Origin of the sequence: Kitasatospora sp. NPDC048715, from assembly GCF_043198905.1 — a bacterium.
Classification (GTDB): Bacteria; Actinomycetota; Actinomycetes; order Streptomycetales; family Streptomycetaceae; genus Kitasatospora; species Kitasatospora lactacystinica.
Map to the genome: position 1 here is coordinate 528781 of NZ_JBICVH010000002.1, position 19864 is coordinate 548644.

The 19864-nt window shown below is 75.7% G+C and carries 8 protein-coding genes; 6 read left to right on the forward strand and 2 right to left on the reverse strand.

Annotated features, from left to right (window positions below; translation table 11 throughout):
* Positions 1 to 47: 47 nt before the first annotated feature.
* On the reverse strand, positions 48 to 461 hold the full coding sequence (locus ACGFSC_RS06110; protein WP_359898389.1) for a metalloregulator ArsR/SmtB family transcription factor: 414 nt from the start codon (positions 459 to 461) through the stop codon (positions 48 to 50).
* Between the two features lie 107 nt (positions 462 to 568).
* Here ACGFSC_RS06110 and ACGFSC_RS06115 point away from each other — a divergent pair, with 107 nt between their 5' ends.
* Together ACGFSC_RS06115 and ACGFSC_RS06120 are read left to right on the forward strand one after the other, a co-directional pair.
* A complete protein-coding gene (locus tag ACGFSC_RS06115) occupies positions 569 to 2542 on the forward strand; it encodes a heavy metal translocating P-type ATPase (RefSeq protein ID WP_359898390.1) in 1974 nt (657 codons plus the stop codon).
* 180 nt (positions 2543 to 2722) lie between these two features.
* The gene (locus ACGFSC_RS06120; RefSeq protein ID WP_359898443.1) at positions 2723 to 3523 is read left to right on the forward strand and encodes a siderophore-interacting protein; all 801 of its coding nucleotides are present in this window, start codon (positions 2723 to 2725) and stop codon (positions 3521 to 3523) included.
* Positions 3524 to 3555: 32 nt separating this feature from the next.
* Here ACGFSC_RS06120 and ACGFSC_RS06125 read toward each other — a convergent pair whose 3' ends face one another.
* Positions 3556 to 5103, reverse strand: a complete 1548-nt coding sequence (locus ACGFSC_RS06125) for a hypothetical protein (protein ID WP_359898391.1) — start codon at positions 5101 to 5103, stop codon at positions 3556 to 3558.
* A 475-nt stretch (positions 5104 to 5578) separates the two neighbouring features.
* Here ACGFSC_RS06125 and ACGFSC_RS06130 point away from each other — a divergent pair, with 475 nt between their 5' ends.
* The 4 genes from ACGFSC_RS06130 (at position 5579) to ACGFSC_RS06145 (ending at position 19817) form a co-directional block, all read left to right on the forward strand.
* Positions 5579 to 7489: a cellulase family glycosylhydrolase gene (locus tag ACGFSC_RS06130; RefSeq protein ID WP_359898392.1), complete on the forward strand. Its 1911-nt coding sequence runs from the start codon at positions 5579 to 5581 to the stop codon at positions 7487 to 7489.
* A 511-nt stretch (positions 7490 to 8000) separates the two neighbouring features.
* Positions 8001 to 11045: an amino acid adenylation domain-containing protein gene (locus tag ACGFSC_RS06135; protein WP_359898393.1), complete on the forward strand. Its 3045-nt coding sequence runs from the start codon at positions 8001 to 8003 to the stop codon at positions 11043 to 11045.
* 55 nt (positions 11046 to 11100) lie between these two features.
* Entirely contained in the window at positions 11101 to 16668 is a 5568-nt protein-coding gene (locus tag ACGFSC_RS06140) for an amino acid adenylation domain-containing protein (RefSeq protein ID WP_359898394.1), read from the forward strand.
* Complete coding sequence (locus ACGFSC_RS06145) at positions 16665 to 19817, forward strand: amino acid adenylation domain-containing protein (RefSeq protein WP_359898395.1); 3153 nt, start codon at positions 16665 to 16667, stop codon at positions 19815 to 19817. The genes ACGFSC_RS06140 and ACGFSC_RS06145 overlap by 4 nt, the downstream gene beginning before the upstream one ends.
* The last annotated feature ends 47 nt before the right edge of the window (positions 19818 to 19864 follow it).

Sequence of the window (19864 nt, forward strand, 5' to 3'; positions counted from 1 at the left end):
CCGGCGGTGGAACGCGCGCCTGAGGTCCGATCGGGCGCCGTCGCGCGTCAGCGCGCGGCGCCGCCGACCGGCTCGTGCTCGTCGTCCGCGTCCTGCGCGTCGACGGCGTCGCTGAGCCCCTGGCGCAGGTGCTCGATGTGGTAGACGGCCTGGTCGAGCAGCGCGGCGACGTGGTTGTCGTAGAGCGCGTAGACGACCTGCCGGCCGTTGCGGCGGCCGATGACCAGGCCGAGGTTGCGCAGCAGGCGCAGCTGGTGGGAGCAGGCGGACTGCTCCAGGCCGACCTCGGCGGCGAGTTCGGTGGCCGCGCAGGGGCCTTCGCGCAGTCGGGAGAGGATCAGCAGCCGGGAGGGCGTGGCGAGGGCTTGCAGGGTGGTGGCCACCCGGGCAGCGCTGGTCGCGTCCAGGCGCGTGTGCGGGACGGCGGTGGCGGGGGTGGCGGGGGTGGCTCCATGACCCATGCGGGCCATCCTACAACTCATAGATGAACGAGCCTTCATATGTTCATGTATCGTGAACGAGTCAACGGCCCCGCCCTGCCCAGGCCTGCCCGAAGGGTCCCCCCGCCATGTCCACCACCACCCTGACCGGGCGTTCCGCGCCCCCGGCCGCGCCACGCCCGGACACCGCGCCGAGACGGCGCACCCGGGTGCTGTCGCTGCCCGAGGCCCGCTGGGCCGCCGCCGCGACGGTGCTCTTCCTGATCGCACTGCCGCTCCAGCTGACCGGCGCCCCCGCCTGGGCCTGGGGCCCGCTGTACGCCCTCGCGTACGCCACCGGCGGCTGGGAGCCCGCCTGGGCCGGGCTCCAGGCACTGCGGGAGAAGACCCTCGACGTCGACCTGCTGATGATCGTGGCCGCGCTCGGCGCCGCCGCCGTCGGGCAGGTCATGGACGGCGCGCTGCTGATCGTCATCTTCGCCACCTCCGGCGCCCTGGAGGCGCTGGCCACCGCCCGTACCGCCGACTCGGTGCGCGGACTGCTCGACCTCGCCCCGGCCACCGCCACCCGGCTGCTGCCCGACGGCGGCGAGGAGACCGTGCCCACGGAGGAGCTCGCCGTCGGCGACACCGTGCTGGTGCGGCCCGGTGAGCGGATCGGTGCCGACGGGCGGGTGCTCGACGGCGCGAGCGAGGTGGACCAGGCCACCATCACCGGCGAGCCGCTGCCCGTCGTCAAGGAGACCGGGGACGAGGTGTTCGCCGGGACCCTCAACGGCACCGGGGCGCTGCGGCTGCGGGTCGAGCGGGACGCCTCGGACACCGTGATCGCCCGGATCGTCCAGCTGGTCGAGGAGGCCTCCGGGACCAAGGCGCCCACCCAGCTGTTCATCGAGAAGGTCGAGCAGCGCTACTCGCTCGGCATGGTGGCCGCCACCCTCGCGGTCTTCGCGGTCCCGCTGGCCTTCGGCGCGGCCTTCACCGGCTCGCTGCTCCGGGCGATGACCTTCATGATCGTCGCCTCCCCGTGCGCGGTGGTGCTGGCCACCATGCCGCCCTTGCTCTCCGCCATCGCCAACGCCGGACGGCACGGCGTCCTGATCAAGTCCGCCGTCGTGATGGAGCGTCTGGGCCAGGTCGACGCCGTCGCACTGGACAAGACCGGCACCCTCACCGAGGGCACTCCGCGCCTCACCGACCTCCGGCCGCTCACCGGCTCCGGCCTCTCCGAGGAACGGCTGCTGGCGCTGGCGGCCGCGGCCGAGCACCCCAGCGAGCACCCGCTGGCCCGCGCCGTCGTCGACGCCGCCCGCACCCGCGGCCTGACCCCGGCCGCCGCCGAGGACTTCACCTCCACCCCCGGCGTCGGGGTCACCGCCACCGTCGACGGCCGGGTCCTGGCGGTCGGCGCGCCGGCCCGGCTGATCCTGGAGCGAACCGACGCCGCCTCCGTCGAAGCCGCCGCGCTGGCCGCGGAGTTGGAGGAGGGCGGGCGCACCGCCGTCCTGGTCGAGGCGGACGGCGTACCGGTCGGCGTGCTCGGCCTCGCCGACCGGCTGCGCCCGGACGCCGCCGCCACCGTCGCGTCCCTCAGGGCGATGACCGGCACCGCGCCGATGCTGCTCACCGGCGACAACCCGCGCGCCGCCGCCCACTTGGCCGCCGAGGTCGGCATCGCCGACGTCCGGGCCGGACTGCTGCCGCAGGACAAGGTCGCCGCCGTCCGGGAGCGGGAGGCGGCCGGACGCAAGGTGCTGGTGATCGGCGACGGCGTCAACGACGCGCCCGCGCTGGCCGCCGCCCACACCGGCGTCGCGATGGGCCGGGCCGGCTCCGACCTCGCCCTGGAGACCGCCGACGCGGTGATCGTCCGCGACGAACTCGCCACCGTCCCGGCCGTGGTGGCGCTCTCCCGGCGGGCCCGCTCCTTCGTGGTGCAGAACCTGGTGATCGCCTCGGCGTTCATCACCGTCCTGGTGGTCTGGGACCTGGTCGCCACCCTCCCGCTGCCGCTGGGCGTGCTCGGCCACGAGGGCTCGACCGTCATCGTCGGCCTCAACGGCCTGCGGCTGCTGCGCGAGAGCGCCTGGACGAAGGCCTAGAAGGGGCGGGGAGGGTCCCCGGGGCGGGTGTTCGCGGCAGGAATATTAGGTTAGCCTCACCTAAGCTGCGGTGGGCGTCGGGAGAGTGCGAACCGGCGCGGCCGCGGCGTCCGCCCGTTCCGATGGAAGGAGCCCGCCCTGTCCACCGTCACCGCTCCCGCCCGCTTCGCGCTCTTCCCCCTGCGCGTCGCCCGCACCACGAGCCTCACGCCGCACCTGGTCCGGATCACGCTCACCGGGGCGAGCCTCACCGGGTTCGTCAACGGCGGCCTCGACCAGCGGATCAAGCTGCTGCTGCCGCTCGCCGGCCAGACCGAGCCGCTGATCCCGCCCGGCGACGGCGACTTCGGCTGGTACCACAGCTGGCGGGAGATGTCCCCGGAGGTGCGCCCGGTGCTGCGCACCTACACCGTCCGCGGCCGGCGCCGCGAGCCCGACGAGATCGACATCGACATCGCCGTGCACGGGGACGCCGGCCCGGGCTCCCGATGGGCCGTCAGGGCCGCTCCGGGCGACCGGGTGGTGGTGTACGGGCCGGCCGTCGAGCAGGCCGGCGGGGTGGAGTTCACCCTGCCCGCTGACCCCGGCTGGGTGCTGCTGGCCGGGGACGAGTCGGCGCTGCCGGCCATCGCCGCCATCCTGGAGGAACTGCCCGAGGACCTTCCCGTTCGGGTCTTCGCCGAGGTGGACGGACCGGGGGAGGAGGCCTACCTGTCGCCCGGCCGGGCCGGCGTCGAGACCGTCTGGATCCACCGCCGGGACGGCGCGCCGGGCCTGACCGAGGCGGTGCGCGCCGCCGAACTGCCGGGCGGCCGGCCGTACGCCTGGATCGCCGGGGAGGCGGCCGGGGTCCGCGAGCTGCGCCGCCACCTGGTCGGCGAGCGGGGGATGGACCGGCGCGCGGTCTGCTTCATGGGCTACTGGCGGGCCGGGCGCACCGAGGACCAGCGTGGCGAGGACGGCCCGGAGGAGGAGGCGTAGGGCCGGTTCGGCAGGGGAGCGGTCCGGAGGCGTCAGCCGGTGGTGCCGCGCCGCCGCTCCTCCGGCAGCGGCACGATCGGGACGACCGGTTCCGGGCCGACCGCGCGGATCCGTCCGACCGCCGTCGGCCACCCCGTCCACGCCACCGGAACCCGTCCGTCGTGCCAGGACAGGGCGAGCGCGGAGCCCGACTCCAGCGACAGCTTCCGTCGGCGGAGCGGTTCGAGGCGGTCGGGGCCGGCGAAGGCTCCGGGGGAGAGGCGGAGCCGGTCGAGGCCGTCGATGCCGACCGAGCTCAGGTCCCAGCCGTCCTCGCGTCCGCCGCCGTCGGTGGGCGGTACGGCGAACTGGACGGTGGCCCCGGCGGCCGAGCGCTCGTGCCGGCGCTCGTCGAAGTCGACCGACAGCAGCCGCAGGACGGCCGCCCGGGGCAGCTCCGGTGATGGGGTCCAGGGCCCGGGCGGTCGCGGGCCGGAACGCAGGGCCAGCTCGACGGCCAGCTTCCTGGCCCAGGCACCGGTGGGGCCGCCGCGGCTGTTCACGTGGAGGATCCCGGCGAACCAGTCCGTCAGCGGCTCCCCGCCGCGTTCCACCCAGCGCAGGATCAGCCGGCGGAACGCCCGCCCGCCGTGCGCGCCGGCGGCGAGCAGTTCCGTTCCGGCGCCCTCGAAGACACGGCAGAGCGTGAGGATGTGCCGCTGGTCGACCCGTTCCACCCGGCGGGCGCGGGAGATGCCGGCCAGCGCCTGCCGTACCAGCGCGGAGGCCAGCCGGCTGCTCGCGTGGTGGGGGAAGGCGAGGGCGAAGGCCGGGCCGAGCGGCCACTCCTCAGGGCGGCGCTCGTCGCGGTGGCGGGGTGTCACGGCGGGGGCGGCCCGGCCGGGTTCGCTGAGGTGCCAGCAGGCGTCACCGATCCTCAGGACGGCGCGTTCGGCGACCAGCCGGCCGTGCTCGCCGGCCAGCACCTCGACCCGGCCGTTCCCGGTGTGCCAGGTGAGGGCGCCGGTGGGGCCGCTGCCGCTGGTGAAGGAGAGCTCGGAGACGGCTTCGAGTTCGATGCCCAGCCGGGCCCCGGCACGGACGCGTTCGCCGGCGTCGTACCGGCGCGGCAGCTGAACCGTCAGGGCCGCGTCGAGCCGGTCCCGGCGGAACTCCGCTTCGAGGCCGAGGAACCGGCAGTCCGTCGGATCGTACGGGGAGAGGGCGGCTCGGGCGTCCTCGCCGAGGGGCCGGCTCCAGGGCGGCGCGATGTGGCCCCGGACGTCCCAGGAAGGCAGGCTCGGATCGTCGGGCCGCGGGGGAAGCAGCAGCCCCGCCGTGCCCGGGTCCTCCGCCGCCCAGTCGTGGCGGTCCGCGTCGTGGTCGGCGATCCACCGCAGCGTCCGCCGGGCGAGCAGTGCCCGTCCCGTCCCGGGGCGGGCGGCGAGGGCGGCGACGGCGGGTTCGACATCGCTCCAGAACCTCGTCTCCCGGGCGATCAGGGCCCGGTCGAAGGTACGGGCGTCGACGGCGGCGGCGGCGACCCGGGCGAACGTGCGGTCGATCAGCCGTGCCGGGGCGCGCAGTGCGGTGGGCGGCACGATCCCCCCAGTGGTGTCGCCGTACGGGCGTGGGGTCGATGGTACGGAGCCCGCCGGCGGTCCGGAGCCCGTTGGGGGATTTCGGCCGGCCCGGGCCCGCCGACGTCCGGCCGGACGCCGGTTGGCTGCGCCCGCCCGGCCGGACGCCGGTTGGCTGCGCCCGCCCGGCCGGACGCCGGTTGGCTGGGCCCGCTCGGCCGGACGCCGGTTGGCTGCGCCCGCCCGGCCGGGTGCTGCTGTGGATCGCGGCGGGTGCCCGGCTGCTGACGGCTTGCCGGCGTCCTCGCCGCCGCGTCGCGGCGGCCCCCGGGTGCGGCGCGCCCTGCGGCGCGTCCGCTGACGTTCACCCGGATTTCCCCGGGAGGACGGCACGCGCCCTTCCCGCGCCTGGGGTTCCGTCATATCGTCGTCCCCCGTCGACGGCGCCGGTGCGCCCGGTCACGGCCCGAGCCACCTCACCACAGCGGGGACGATCATGAAGAGTCTTGCGGCGCGTCTGCTCGCCCTGGCCGCGGCCCTGCCGGTGCTCGCCGTCCTGGTGGCGGGCCCCGGGGTCGCGGCGCCGGACGACGGCCCGGAGGCCCGGCCGGCCGCGTCCTGGACCGGACCGCTGAGCACCCGCGGGCGCTACGTGGTGGACGCCAACGGTGAGCGCTTCAAGCTGAAGTCCGCCAACTGGGCCGGTGCGCAGGGCACCTGGCAGGGCAGCGGCAGCGCCGACGATCCGGCGAACAACCAGGCCGGGCAGGTGTCGCACAACATCCCGCTGGGTCTGGACCGGGTGCCGGTGGCCCGGCTGCTGGCCGACTTCCACGGGCTCGGCGTCAACAGCATCCGGCTGCCGTTCGCCAACGCGATGATCCACGACACCGTCCCCGTCCCGGACTCCGCCGTCGCCGCCAACCCCGAGCTGCGCGGCCGGACCCCGCTCCAGGTCTTCGACGCCGTGGTGGCCGCGCTCACCGCCGACGGCTTCGCGGTGATCCTCAACAACCACACCACGAGCTACCGCTTCTGCTGCGGCCTGGACGGCAACGAGCGCTGGAACAGCGGCCAGTCGACCGCGCAGTGGGAGGACGACTGGCTGTTCATGGTGAACCGCTACAAGGCCGACAAGCGGGTGGTCGGCGCCGACCTGCGCAACGAGGTCCGCCGGGACGTCTGGGACGACCCCAACTGGGGCCTCGGCGACGCCCACGACGAGTACGCCGCCTTCGAGGAGGCGGGCAACCGCATCCTCCAGGCCGACCCGGACCTGCTGGTCGTCATGGAGGGCATCAACTGGTACGGCGTCCCCGCCGCGGGGTTCAGCCACGGCCGCCCGATGCTCACCCCGGTGCGCAACCTCTCCAACACCCTGATCGACTCCGGCAAGCTGGTCTACTCCGCGCACTTCTACGCCTACACCGGCCCGGCCAACACCGGTGCGGGCAGCGGCCCGGGATCCACCGCCGACCCGCGCTACCAGGACTTCACCCCGGAGCAGCTCGCCCGGGTGGTGGACGACGAGGCGCTGTTCGTCACCGGGGCCGGGCAGCACTTCACCGCCCCGGTGTGGATCAGCGAGTTCGGCGCGGGCGGCCGGGGCTCGACCGACGCCAAGGAGCAGGCCTGGCTGCACGCGTTCACCGACATCCTGGTCCGCGAGGACACCGACTTCGCCGTCTGGCCGCTGGTCGGCTGGGCCGACACCGCCGGCCGCCCGCTGGACACCTGGGCGCTGCTCTCCTACGGCCCCGACGGCAGGCGCACCGGCCTCACCGACCCCGGCGACTGGCGGGCCGCCGACTGGACGAGGCTGATCGACGCCCCGGCGGCGAGCGGCCCGGTGCCCGCGGTGACCCACTGGAACATGCTCGCCCTCGACCACGGCGACCAGGACCTCTCCCGGCGGATGCTCGCCCGCGCGGACTGGAGCCCGGGCAACCGCAAGGGCAACTGCCCGGACGGCCAGCGGCTGACCGCCCTCGCCCGCGGCGACAGCCGGGCGCTGTGCACCGACGCGGGCGAACCGGCCGCCGGCAGCGGCGACTGGACCACCGTCACCGACGAGCGCTACGTCACCGGGGGCGACTGGGCGTCCGGCTACGACAAGCTCCAGTGCCCCGACCGCACCTTCGCGGTCGGCTACGGCGTGCACGGCAACGGCATGGCCGCCCTGCTGTGCGCACCCGCGGCCGCCCCGCTGCCGCTGAACGGCCGCACCCTCTGGTTCGACCGGGGCGACAACCGGCCCGCGACCGGCGGCTCGGTGGCGAGCGACTGGGCGCCGGGCCGCTACAAGGGCCAGTGCGCGGACGGCGAGTACCTGGCCGGTGTCGCCTCCACCTGGCAGCGCCTCCAGTACGGGGCCCCGGCCGCCCTGCTCTGCCGCCCGCTCGCCTGATCCGGCGCCGGCCCGGGGCGGTTCCGCGCCGCCACGCGGACCCGCCGGGGTAGCGCCGGGGTAGTGCCGGGGCGGCGCGCCCCGGGCGGGGCACGGCCGGGCGAGGGCGCGGGGCCCGTCGGTGCCCCGTGGTCCGGTCGGCGGGCGGTACGACGATGACGAACGATCAGAAGGCCTCCCGGGACGGCATTCCCGCAGGCTGGACGCGTTCATGACGCCTTTGTCAGCGGGGTGGACGACCCTTGACGGCGGTGGGCATCTCTGCCAACCTCTCGGCAGGTCTGGACCAAGATCGGTCTTTTTCATCGGGGGAGAGGACCGGCTCCGAACCGGTCGTGCGCAGGGGGGATCTGCGGGCCGGGAGGGTCGAGGCCGGAGCGGCCCGTCGGCCGGCCGGGGGCCGGTCGGACGCCACCCGGAGGCCGGGTCGCCAGAGCATCCGCGGTGCCGGCCACGTCGGCGCCCGGCCACGGGGAACGCGCCATTCACCGACTGCCGAATCGAGCCGCACATGCCACACTCCCTCCCCCTGCCCGCCTCGCCCTTCCAGCGGGGCGTCTGGTTCACCGAGCGCCTCGGCCAGGCGCACGGGGTGTTCCACATGCCCGTCCTGCTCTCCTTCGACCGGGTCGACGCCGAGGCCCTCGCCCGGGCCGTCTCGACGGTGACGGCACGTCACCCCGCCCTGTCCCGGGTGTTCGTGGAACGCGACGGCGGCCTCGTGCTGGAGCCCGGCCCCGCCCCGGTCCTCGACGTGGTCGACGCCTCCGAGGAGTGCGCGCGGGGCCGGGAGAAGCGGCTGGCCGAGGAGACGGCACGACTCTTCGACCTGCAGGCGGGCCCCTTGGCCCGGTTCACCCTCTACCGCGGCAGCGGTGAGGCGGCGGAACTGCTGGCCGTCGTGCACCACGCGGTCTTCGACGGGGAGTCGAAGGACGTCCTGGTGGCGGAACTCGCCGCGGCCTACGGGCAGGCCCTGGGCGAGGCCGCCCCGGCCGCCGACCGGATCCCGTCCGCGCCCCTCTCCCCGCCCGACCCCGACCTCGTCCGCCGGGCCGCCGACTGGTACGGCCCGCGGTGGGCCGCGGCGACCGAGCCCGTCCTCCCGGGACTGCCGCACGCCGTCACGGCCCCGGCGTCCGGCGAGTCCGACGCGTGGCGGATCGACGCGCGGGGCCGGGCGGACCTGGCCGAGGCCGCCGAGCGCTGCGGCGTCACCGTCTTCGAGTTCCTGCTCGCCGCCCTGCACGCCCTGCTGCTGCGCTACGGCGGCGAGGCCGTCCCGGTCGCCGTGCCGCTGTCCGTCCGGACCCCCGAACAGGCCGGGGAGATCGGGCTGTTCGTCAACGAGCTGCCGGTGCACGCACCGGCCGGGGTGACCGCCCGGACGTCCTTCGCCGCCTTCGCCCGGGCCGTGCGGGCCGAGGCCCGCGGCGGGTACCCGTTCCGTCCGGTGCCCTTCGGCGCGGCGGTCGGCGGCCTCACGCCGCGCGCCGGGCTGGCCCCCGTGTCGTTCGGCTACCGGCGCGGCGCGGCCGCGGACCCGGTGTTCCCGGGAAGCACCGTCCGGGTGGACCGCGCGGTGTTCAACGGCGCCGCCCGCAACACCCTGCACCTCCAGGCGGTCGACACCGCCGACGGGCTCGCCTTCTCGCTCCAGTACGCTCCGGCGGTCCTGTCGCCGGACGCCGTGGACCGGATCGCCGGGCACTGGACGGCCCTGCTGGAGGCCGCGACGGCCGCGCCCGACACGCCGCTGAGCGCCCTGCCGCTGCTGGGCGAGTGCGAGCGGCGCCTGGTGACCGAGGAGTGGAACGCCACCGCCCGCGCCTACCCGCGCGGGCGCACGGCGCTGGACCTGGTGCGGGAGCGGGCCGCCGAGACGCCGGACGCCGTCGCCGTCGGCGCGGGCACCGAGCGGCTGACCTACCGCGCGCTGGTGGAGCGGATCGACGAACTGGCCGCCGTCCTGAGCGGGGCCGGGGTCCGCAGCGGTGACGTCGTGGCCCTGCACCTGGAGCGCTCCGCCGACCTGCCCGCCGTCCTGCTCGCGGTGCACGCCGCCGGGGCCGCCTACCTGCCGCTCGACCCCGGCCACCCCGCCGAACGGCTCGCGTTCCTGCTCGCCGACTCGGGCGCCGCCCTGCTGGTCGCCGACCGGGAGCCCGCCGCCGACGTGGTGGCGGCGGCACCGGCCGTCCTGCGCCTCGGCGGCGGCCGCACGGAACCGACGGCCCCGGGGGCGGAGCCGGCCCCGCCCGGCGACCTCGCCTACGTGCTGTACACCTCCGGCTCGACCGGGCGGCCCAAGGGCGTGGAGATCGGGCACCGGGCCCTGGTGAACCTCCTGACCTCCTTCGCGGACCGGCTGGGCTCGGGACCGCAGGACGTCTGGCTCGGCCTGACCTCGCTCTCCTTCGACATATCCGGGCTGGAGATCCTGCTGCCGCTGGTCACCGGCGGCCGGCTGGTCCTCGCGCCGGACGGCGCCGCCCTGGACGCGCCGGGCACCGTCGGGCTGATCCGGCGGGAAGGCGTGACCCATCTGCAGGCGACCCCCTCGGGCTGGCGCGTGCTGCTCAGCGCCGGGCCCCTGCCGGCCGGGCTGACCGGGATCGTGGGCGGGGAGGCGCTGCCGCTCCCGCTGGCCCGCGAGCTCCGGGGCTCCCTCGGCCGGCTGATCAACGGGTACGGCCCGACCGAGGCGACGATCTACGCCACCTGCGCCGACGTCCCCGTGGAGCCGGACGCCGTGGTGATCGGCCGGCCGGTCGCCAACACCAGGGCGTACGTCCTGGACGCCGACGGCCTCCCGGTGCCGATCGGGATCCCCGGAGAGCTCCACCTGGGCGGCGACGGCCTCGCGGACGGCTACCGGGGGCGGCCCGAACTGACGGCGGAACGTTTCGTCGGGGACCCGTTCGCCGGCGGCCGGATGTACCGCACAGGCGACCTCGTGGCGTGGACGCGGGACGGCGAACTGGAGTTCCACGGCCGGATCGACGACCAGGTGAAGATCCGCGGCCACCGGATCGAACTCGGCGAGATCGAGGCCGCGCTGCTCGACCACCCGGCCGTCGCCGCGGCGGCCGTCGCCGTCCGCGAGCAGGCCGAGGGGGAACCCGCCCTCGTCGGCTACCGGGTGCCCGCTCCCGGCAGCGCACCGCTGCCCGACGCGGACCTGCGGGACCACCTGCTGCGCACCCTGCCCGCGATCATGGTGCCCCGGCAGTTCGTCACCCTCGACCGCCTGCCGCTCACCCAGAGCGGCAAGCTCGACCGGCGCGCGCTGCCCGACCCGCCGCGCGAGCGGGCCGCGGCAGCGGCGGAGGCCGACGACGTCACGGCGGGCGTCCTGGCGATCTGGGAGGAGGTCCTGGGTGTCTCCGGCCTCGGCCCCGAGGACGACCTCTTCGACCACGGCGGACACTCGCTGACGATCATCCAGATCACCGCCCGGATCCGCGCCGCCTTCGGGGTCGAGCTCGCCTTCGACCTGTTCTTCGACGCCTCCACCCCGGCCGCCCTGGCCGCCGTCGTGCGAGAGCGGCGTTGACCGCCGCCGACCGCCCCTGCGCGTCCTCCCCGCTCCACGCCCGAACGGACTGCCGATGACCGACACCCAGGACCTGCCCGCAGGCTGGTCCGCCACCAAACGATCCCTCCTCGCCCAGCGCCTGCGCGGCGCCGCGGCCCCGGTGCGGGTGGTCGAGCCCCGCCCCGAGGGCAGCGCCCCGCCCCTGTCCAGCGGACAGGAACGGCTCTGGTTCATGGACCAGTTCTCGCCCGGCGGGACGGCCTACACGCTCGCCCCGGCCCGGCGGCTGCGCGGCCCGCTGGACCGCTCGGCGCTGGACACCGCCCTGGCCGCCCTGGTGGCACGGCACGAGGGCCTGCGGATGACCTTCCCGGTCACGGAGGACGGCAGGGCCGAGGTCCTGATCGCCGAACCGGGCCCCTTCGCCGCCGCGTTCGTGGACGCCTCGGACGATCCCGACCCCGACCGAAGAGCCGCCGACGAGATCGGGGCGCTGGTCGCCAGACCCTTCGACCTCGCCACCGGGCCGCTGCTGCGCGCCCTGCTCGTCCGGCTCTCCGCCGAGGACCACGTCCTCGCCCTGGTCATGCACCACATCGTCGGCGACGGCTGGTCGATCGACATCCTCAACCGCGAACTGGACCTGCTCCACACCCGGTACGCCCACGGCACGGAGCACGAACTCCCGCCCGTCCCCGTCCAGTTCGGGGACTACGCGTGCTGGCAGCGGGACCGGCTGGACAGCGGCGCCCTGGCCGCCTCCCGCGACTACTGGCGCACCGAACTCGCCGACGTCCCCGCCCTGGAACTGCCCGTCGACCGCCCCCGGCCGCCGCTGCTCACCTTCGACGGCGCCGCCGTGGAACTGCACTGGAGCCCGGAACTCGCCCGCGCCGTCGCCGAGTGCGCCCGCGCCCGCGGCGCGTCGACGTACATGGTGCTGATGGCCGGGCTCCAGGTGCTGCTCGGCCGGCACACCGGCCAGCGGGACTTCGCGATCGGCTCGGCCGTGGCCGGCCGTCTCCACCGGGAACTGGAGGCGGTGGTCGGGGCCTTCGTCAACATGCTGCCGATCCGCGCCCGGCTGGAGGAGGGACTCACCTTCGGACAGCTGGTCGGCCGGGTCCGGGAGACCACGCTGAACGCCTACACCCACCAGGAGGTGCCCTTCGAGCAGATGGTCGCCGACCTGGACATCGAGCGGGACGTCAGCCGCTCGGCGGTGTTCCAGGCCACCTTCGCGTTCCAGAACTACGGCGACCGCGCCGCCCCCACCGCACCCGCCGCCACCGCGGAGGGATTCGGGCACGCCGCCACCACGAGCCACTCCGACCTCGCCTTCTACCTGCGGGAGAAGAAGGACGGCGGGCTCTTCGGGCTGATCACCTACCGGACCGACCTCTTCGACGCCGACACCGTGCGACGGCTCACCGAGCGCTTCGAGGTCCTGATGGCGGCGGCGACGGCCGATCCGGACCGGGCCGTCGAGGACCTGCCGGTGACGACCGGCACCGAGCACCGCGACCTGGTCGAAGGATGGGCGGCCGGCCCGGCGCTCCCCGAGGACGGGCCCGGAACGCTGACCGCGCTGCTCGCGGCGGCGGCCCGGCAGGCGGGCGACCGCCCCGCGCTGGTCTTCGAGGACGCCACCGTCACCCACCGCGAACTCGACGCACGGGCGACCGTCCTGGCCCGGCGGCTGCGGGCGCTGGGCGTCGGCCGGGACGACCGGGTGGCGGTGTGCCTGGAACAGTCCCCGGACCTGGCGGTCGCCCTGATCGCCGTGCTGAAGGCCGGCGGCTGCTACCTGCCGCTGGACCCGGAGCAGCCGCCCGCGCGGCTCTCCCACCTGGTGGCCGACGCGGACGTGCGGGTGCTGGTGACGGACTCGGAGCTGCGGGAGCGGTTCCCCGCGTACGGGGGCGCGGAGCTGCTGGTGGACCGCGCCGACCCCACGCCGGACCGGGTGTCGGACGACGCGCCGCTCGCCGAGGCGTCCGGACCGGACGACCTCGCGTACGTCATCTACACCTCCGGCTCCACCGGGCAGCCCAAGGGCGTCGCGGTGCAGCACCGCGAGATCCTCAACTACCTGGCCGGCGTGCGGGAACGGCTGCGGATCGAGCCCGGCGCCCGCTACGGGCTGCTGCAGTCCCTGTCGTTCGACTTCAGCATCACGATGCTCTACCTGGCGCTCACCACCGGCGGCCGGGTGCACCTGCTGCCGCGGCGCATCGCCGGCGCCGAACTCGCCGCACACATCGAGGCGTCGGCGCTCGACTACCTCAAGATGACGCCCTCCCACCTGGCCGCGCTGTCCGCCGACGCCCCGCTCGAACGCCTGCTGCCGCGCCGCGCCCTGGTGCTCGGCGGGGAGGCCTCGTCCTGGGCCTGGGCCGCCGACCTGGCCGGCCGGGGCGGCTGCGCGGTGTTCAACCACTACGGCCCCACCGAGGCGACGGTCGGCGTCACCGTCCACGAGGTCCTGCCGGGGGAGCACGGCCCGGGCAACACCCCGATCGGCACCCCGCTCGCCGGCGCGCGCTGCTACGTCCTGGACGGCGCCGGGCGGCCGGTGCCGCCCGGCGTGACCGGCGAGCTGTACCTCGGCGGGGACCGGCTGGCCCGCGGCTACCTGGGCCGCCCCGAGCTGACGGCGGAACGTTTCGTCGAGGACCCGTTCGCCGGCGGCCGGATGTACCGCACCGGCGACCTGGCCCGCTGGCGGCCGGAGGCCGGGGCAGGCGTGCTGGAGTACCTGGGCCGCGCCGACGACCAGATCAAGGTCCGCGGCTACCGGGTCGAGCCCGGCGAGATCGAGGCCGCGCTCACCGCGCTGCCCGGCGTCACCCAGGCCTTCGTCACCGTCCGGGGCGAGGGGATCCGGCAGAACCTCGTCGCCTACCTCGAACGCGCGGCCGACGCGGCCGTCCCCGCCGCGGCCGAACTGCGGTTGACGCTCGGCGAGGTCCTGCCGGACTACATGGTCCCCGCCCGGTACGTCGTCCTGGACCGCCTGCCGCTGCTGGCCCACGGCAAGGTCGACCGCAAGGCGCTGCCCGAACCCGAGGACACCGCCCCGGCCGCCGGACACGTCGAACCCGAGGGCGACACCGAGACACTGATCGCCGCGATCTGGGCCGAGGTGCTCGACGTCGCGAAGGTCGGCGCCCTGGACGACTTCTTCGAGATCGGCGGGCACTCGCTGCTCGCCACCCAGGTCGTCGCCCGGCTGCGCCGCACCTTCCCCGACCTGCCGACCCCGGTCGGCGTGATGGACCTCTTCCGCTTCCCGACCGTCCGGCAGCTCGCCGGGCTCGTCGCCGACCCGGGCGCCGACCGCGGACCGCGGGGGCTGCTGCACCGGCTCACCCCCGAACGCCGCCGCACCACCGCGAGCGTGGTCTGCGCCCCCTACGGCGGCGGCAGCGCGCTGATCTACAAGCCGCTCGCCGACGCCCTGCCCGAGGACTGGGCGCTGCACTCCATCGCCGTCCCCGGCCACGAACTCGGCGAGGAACCGATGGACGTCGACGAGGTCGCCGACCGGTGCGCGCGCGAGATCGTCGAGGGCGTCGAGGGCCGGATCGTGCTGTACGGGCACTGCGGGGTCGGCGTGCGCCTCGCCGTCGAGATCGCCCGCCGGGTCGAGGCCGCCGGCCGGGAGATCGACGCCGTCCACCTCGGCGGCATCTTCCCCTTCGCCCGCCCCAGGGGACGCGGCGCGGCCGTCGGCGAGCGGTGGGCCGAACTCCTCGACCGGATGCGCAGCGACCAGGACATGATCAACGGTCTGGCCGCCGCCGGGATGGACACCGACGACCTGGACCCGGAGCAGCTGCGGCTGATCGTCCGCAACCGCCGCACCGGCACCAAGGACGTCGAACGGTACTTCACCCGGATGTTCGGGACCGAGGGCGGACGGATCAAGGCCCCCGTGATCGCGGTCTGCGGCGACCGCGACCCGGCCACCGAGTTCTACCAGGAGCGCTTCCGCGAGTGGCACCGGATCGCCGACACCACCGCCGTGGTGGTCCTCGACGAGGCCGGCCACTTCTACCTCAAGTACCGGGCCGCCGAACTCGCGGCCGTCGTCACCGGCGTCCACCGGTCGATCGCCGCGGGGCAGGAGGACCGCCACCGCCGGACGGACGGCGCCACCTGGTGGCTGGCCGGGCTCTCCCGGGACGCCCAACGGCCGGTCACGCAGGACGCGCAGGCGCCGGTCCGCCCGACCATGCGCCGCTTCCTCACCGTCGCCTCCGGGCAGCAGGTGTCGATGATCGGATCGGCGCTCACCGAGTTCGCCCTCCCGGTCTGGATCTACCTGCGCACCGGCTCCCTCGCCCAGTTCGGGCTGCTGGCCGCCTGCGGCCTGGTGCCCGGCATCCTCGCCGCCCCGATCGCCGGAGCGATCGTCGACCGGGGCGACCGGCGCCGGACCATGCTCCTCGGCGACCTCGCCGCCGGCCTCACCCAGGTCGTCCTGCTCCTGCTGTACGCCACCGGCGGACTGGAGGTCTGGCACGCCTACGCGCTCGTCGCCGTGCTGTCCGCCGCCCTCTCCTTCCAACGGCTCGCCTGGAACGCGTCCGTGCCGCAGCTCGTCCCCAAGCGCTACCTCGGCCGCGCCAACGGCGTGGTCCAGATGGCCTTCGGCCTCGCCCAGTTCCTCGTCCCGCTGTTCGCCGTCGGCCTGCTCGCCGCCATCGGACTCGGCGGCATCCTCGCCCTCGACGTGGCCGGCTACGCGGTCGCCATCGGCGTCACCCTGGCCGTGCGCTTCCCGGACGTGATGGGCTCCACCCGGCGGGAGAGCATTCCCGCCGAGATCCGCGAAGGCTTCCGACGGGCCCTCGGCAGCAGCCACTTCCGCGCGATGCTGCTGTACTTCGCGGTCCTGAACGTCTTCCTCTCCCCGCTGTTCCTGCTCACCACCCCGCTCGTGCTCTCCTTCGCCCCGCTCTCCGCGGCCGGCTGGGTGTCCACGGCGGCCGGCCTCGGCGCCGTGCTCGGCGGGATCACCCTGGTGGCCTGGGGCGGACCGCGCCGACGGAAGCTGCGCGGGGTGCTGCTCGCCACCCTGGCGGTCGCCGGGGCCTGCCTGCTCACCGGGCTGCGCCCGTCGATCTGGACGGTCGCCCTCGGCGCGTTCGGCATGACCTTCGCGCTCGCCCTGCTCAACGGCGCCTACGCGACCATCGTGCAGACCAAGGTGCCGCTGCGCTTCCACGGCCGGGTGATCGCGGTCAACACCATGGTCGCCTGGTCGACCCTGCCGGTCGGGTTCGCCGTCGTCGCCCCCTTCGGCCCCGGACTCCTCCAGCCGCTGGTGGACCGCGGCGGCGCCCTCGCCTCCACCGTCGGCCGGCTCATCGGCACCGGCGAGGGCCGCGGCATCGGACTGCTCTACCTGCTGTTCGGCCTCGCCATGGCCGCCCTCGCCCTGGTCTGCCTGGCCGTCCCGGTGCTGCGGCACTTCGACCGGGACGTCCCCGACGCCGAGCCCGACGACCTGGTCGGCCTGAAGGCCATCCAGGACCGGGCCGCCGGCACCGCCCGGCCGTCCAGTGACGCCGACGCCGACGCCGTCGCGCCCACCCTCCCGCACCGCTCCGAGACCGAGGTGACCGTCCGGTGACCACCACCGCCACCCACCCGTTGACCGCCGAACAGCGCCGGCTCTGGTTCCTCCAGCAGCTCCACCCGGACGACGCCGGCTTCAACATGTACCTCAACCGGCGCTGGACCGGGCCGCTCGACCCGCGGGCCCTGCGCACCGCCCTCGGCCGGCTGGCCGAACGGCACGAGATCCTCCGCACCCGCTTCGGGTACGACGACCCCGGGGCCGCGGAGCCCGTCCAACTGGTCCAGCCCCCCGCCGCGATCGACCTGGTCACCCTCCGCCTGCCCGAGGGAGCCACCGAGGCGGACTTCACCGACGCCTGCCGCCCGTACGTCAACGCGCCGTTCGACCTCGCCGCCGCGCCGCCCCTGCGCGCGACCCTGATCAGCGCGGGGGAGCGGGAGCACGCGGTCAGCGTCGTCGTCCACCACATCGTCGCCGACGGCTGGTCCTTCCGCACGATGTGGCGCGAACTGCTGGCCCTCTACCGCGAGGCGATCGGCGAGGCACCGGCCGAGCTGCCCGAACTCCGCTTGCAGTACGGCGACTTCGCCCGCGCCGAACAGGCCAGGACCGGCGGGGAGGCGGGCGAGGAGGCGTTCCGGTTCTGGGCGGACCGGCTCGCCGGCACCGGAGCGCTGCGCCTCCCGTTCGACCGGCCGAGACCGTCGGACCCCACCAGACCCGCCGGCTTCGTCACCGTCGACCTCGGCCCCGAGCTGACCGCCGCCCTCGACCGGCTGGCCCGCCAGGAGCGGTGCACCCCGTTCATGGTGCTGCTCACCGGCTACCAGTGCGTCCTCGCCCGCTGGACCGGCTGCCGGGACTTCGTGGTCGGCACCCCGCTGGCGGGCCGCACCGAGGCGGCGCACGAAGCGCTGCTCGGCTACTTCAACCGCACCGCGGTGATCAGGTCGGACCTGACCGGGGACCCCGACTTCCGCGGGGTGCTGAAGCGGACCAGGTCCGCCGTGCTCGCCGCCCTGAGCCGTCCCGACGCCCCGGCCGAGCGGCTCGCCGCCCACCTCGGCCTGCCCGCGGACACCGGAGCCGGACCGCTCTACCAGGCCGTCTTCGTCCACCAGAGCCAGAACGACCTCGCGGACGGCTCCGGCGAACCCGCGCTGCCCGCGGGCGTCCGCACCACGAGCATGGACTCCGGCTTCGAACAGGCCAAGACCGACCTGCTGCTCGACAGCTGGCGCACCGCCGACGGCGGCATCACGCTCTCCTTCTGCTACGACCGCGAGCTCTTCGACCGGGAGACCGTCGAGGCGCTCGGCGGCCGGTGCCGCGAGCTGTACGCGCGGATCGTCGAGGACCCGGAACTCCCCCTGCACGGCGACTGGTTCGTCGGAGCGCGGGAGCGGGCGGCGCTGCTCGCCCTGGGCGCGGGGCCGACGGCTCCCGCCACCGTGCGAACGGTGCTGGAGCGGTTCGCGGACCAGGTCGCCGCGCGGCCGGACGCGCCCGCCCTGGACTGCGACGGCCGGACGCTGTCCTACGCCGAACTCGACCGGCGGTCCACCGAACTGGCGCACCGGCTCGGCCCGGTGGCCGGCCGGGTGGTCGCGGTGTCGATGGCGCCCTCCTTCGACCTGGTCGTCGCCCTGACCGCGGTCTGGAAGGCCGGCGCCGCCTACCTCCCGCTCGACCCGGCCCACCCCGAGGACCGCCGCGCCCTGATGGTCCGCGAGGCCGACGCCGTCCTCACCCTCACCGGCGCGGACCTGCCCGGCGCCGGAACCGCCGACCTGCCCGGCGCCGGGACCGCCGACCTCGCCCCGCCCGACCCGCGGGGCCTGGCCTACGTCCTCTACACCTCCGGGTCCACCGGCACGCCGAAGGCCGTCGCCGTCGACCACCCGGCGGTGTCCGCCCGGGTCGACTGGATGACGGGCCCGGACGGCTACGCGCTGGGCCCCGCCGACCGGATCGTCCAGTTCGCCTCCCTCGGCTTCGACACCCACGTGGAGGAGCTCTGGCCGGCCCTGGCGGCCGGGGCGTGCGTCGTACTGCTGCCCGGCGGCGGCCGGACCCTGCCCGACCTGCTGGACGGCCCGTCCGGCCGGTCCGTCACCGTGCTCGACCTGCCGACCGCCTACTGGGAGGAACTCGTCGGCCTCGGCGAGCAGACCCGCTGGCCGGAGGCACTGCGGCTGGTGGTCATCGGCGGCTCCGAGGCGCGCGCCGACACGGTCGCCCGGTGGCGCCGACGGCACGGGGACGCCGTCCGGCTCGTGAACACCTACGGCCCCACCGAGGCCACCGTGATCGTCACCGCGGCCGAGCTGACGGCCGCCGACACCGAGCGCCGGCCCTCGCTGGGCCGCCCGCTGCCCGGGGTCGGGCTGCACGTGCTGGACGAGCGCGGCGGGCTGCTGCCCCGGGGAGCCGAGGGCGAGCTGTACATCGGCGGCAGCGGCCTGGCCCGGGGCTACCTGGGCCGGCCCGACCTGACCGCGACCGCCTTCGTGCCCGATCCGTTCCTCGGCGGCGTGATGTACCGCACCGGGGACCGCGCCCGGTGGCGGGCGGACGGCCGGCTGGAGTTCCTGGGGCGCGGAGACGCCCAGCTGAAGCTGCGCGGCTACCGGATCGAGCCCGCGGAGATCGAGTCCGCGCTGACCGCGCACCCGGCCGTCGCGCAGGCCGCCGTGCTGGTCCGCGACGGCCGGAGACTGCTGGCGTACGCCGTCCCGTGCCCGGGTGCCGAGCCCGGACCGGCCGAGCTGCGCGAGCACCTCGCCCTGCGGCTTCCCGCCTACATGGTCCCGGACACCGTGCTCACCCTGGCCCGGCTGCCGCTGACCCCGAACGGCAAACCCGACCTCGCGGCCCTGCCCGACCCCGGGCCGGCCGCCGGGGCGGGCTACGTCGCGCCGCGCACCGACGCCGAGCAACTGGTCACCGACCTGTGGCAGGAGGTCCTCGGAGTCCCGCGGGTCGGGGTGTTCGACGACTTCCTCGCGCTCGGCGGGGACTCCCTCCTGGTCACCCGGGTCGCCGCGCGGATCCGGGCCGGGATCGGACTCGACATCCCCATCCGCGACGTGTTCGAGAGCAGCACACCGGCCGCGCTCGCGGCCCGGATCGAGGCGCTGCTGATCGCGGAGATCGACGCGCTCACCGAGGAGGAGGCGGCCGGGCGCCTCTCCGGCTGAGCGGGCCCGGGGGGGCGTTCCGAGGGCGCTCCGGCGGCGTTCCGGGG